General features: G+C 43.2%; 3 protein-coding genes. All 3 read left to right on the forward strand.

Annotated features, from left to right (window positions below; translation table 11 throughout):
* Window positions 1–352: 3TM-type holin (locus L654_RS0100035; protein WP_024606888.1), on the forward strand; the 352-nt coding region annotated here is incomplete at its 5' end.
* Window positions 349–594, forward strand: a complete 246-nt coding sequence (locus L654_RS0100040) for a hypothetical protein (protein WP_024606889.1) — start codon at window positions 349–351, stop codon at window positions 592–594. The genes L654_RS0100035 and L654_RS0100040, both read left to right, overlap by 4 nt.
* A gap of 3 nt (window positions 595–597) precedes the next feature.
* Window positions 598–864: a putative phage tail assembly chaperone gene (locus L654_RS0100045; RefSeq protein WP_024606890.1), complete on the forward strand. Its 267-nt coding sequence runs from the start codon at window positions 598–600 to the stop codon at window positions 862–864.
* Window positions 865–1,207 lie beyond the last annotated feature (343 nt).

The raw sequence follows: 1,207 nt of genomic DNA on the forward strand, positions 1-1,207 counted from the left end.
AGAAGCCATTGGCAAAGCAGGCGATGCGTTATTTACATCAGACGAAGAACGCCAGCAGCTAAGCAATGACTTACTTGAAATAAAACAAAAGCCGATGTTAATGCAAGCCTTAGCAAACACCTTTGCAGCTCAGCATCGTTCTGTTTTTGTTGCAGGTGCTCGCCCATTTTTACTATGGGTATGTGGCTTTGGCTTTCTGTTCACGTTTTTAATTAACCCTATTTTGCAATGGATTATGCCAGATGCAGGAACGCCAGAACTGCCAACCGATGTAATGATGGAATTAACCCTAGCATTACTTGGCCTAGCAAGTTTAAGGACAGTCGAAAAAATTAAAGGAGTAGCAAAATGAGTCAGTGGATAATGGTTGCCATATCAACAGCCGCGTTAATTTTGAGTGTATTAGTGCCCATTATTGTGGCGCTGAGCAGAGCAAATAAAGATACAGCCAAAGAGCTAAGCGATCATAAAACCCATGTGGCCGAAACCTATGCCACTAAAACCGATTTTGACAAATTAACCGAACGCATGGAGCGCCAATTACAAAACGGATTTGAAACACTCGAAAGACTATTAACCAAATCTAAGGATTAACCCATGAAACAAGCAATTATATTAACCATCGCCGGTACTGACTTTACTTTTAACATGACAGTGCAAGATCACAGCGACTTTGTAGACCTCGTTGCACGCGGCGGCTCAATGACCGCAGCATCACACAACATGGTAATGCGCACCATTGACGACAAGCAAAAAGCAGATCTTAAAAAGGTACTTGAAAGCTCACCAGGTTCTGAGCTGCAAATTGCGTCAACGCTTAAAGCTGAGTTTTCGCCAGTGCTGGAAATTGCTGTAAAAAAATAGAAGGGCTGATTGATTCAATCGACTCGAATCAGCTTGAACAACTGTTTATTTTACGTCGTCATTTTTTGCCATATGAGCAAGACGACGAGCATAACCTAGCCCGGGCTGGTTGGTTGTATAAAAACCAGCGCGAAAACCTAGAAAACATTATCACTAATGCTGTGTGCAAGGCCTTTGGGGGCAAGTAGATGAGTTTACCGCAACCGCTAATGTTTACCGTTGGCATGATTGACCAAATAACAAAGCCTATTGCCAAAGTAAGCAATAGCTTAAATGGGTTAACCAACGACTACCAACGCGGCACCATGAAAATGGCGTCGGGCGTTGCGGGTATTGCTGCCAG

The organism is Pseudoalteromonas sp. TAB23 (assembly GCF_000498075.1).
Taxonomy (GTDB): domain Bacteria; phylum Pseudomonadota; class Gammaproteobacteria; order Enterobacterales; family Alteromonadaceae; genus Pseudoalteromonas; species Pseudoalteromonas arctica.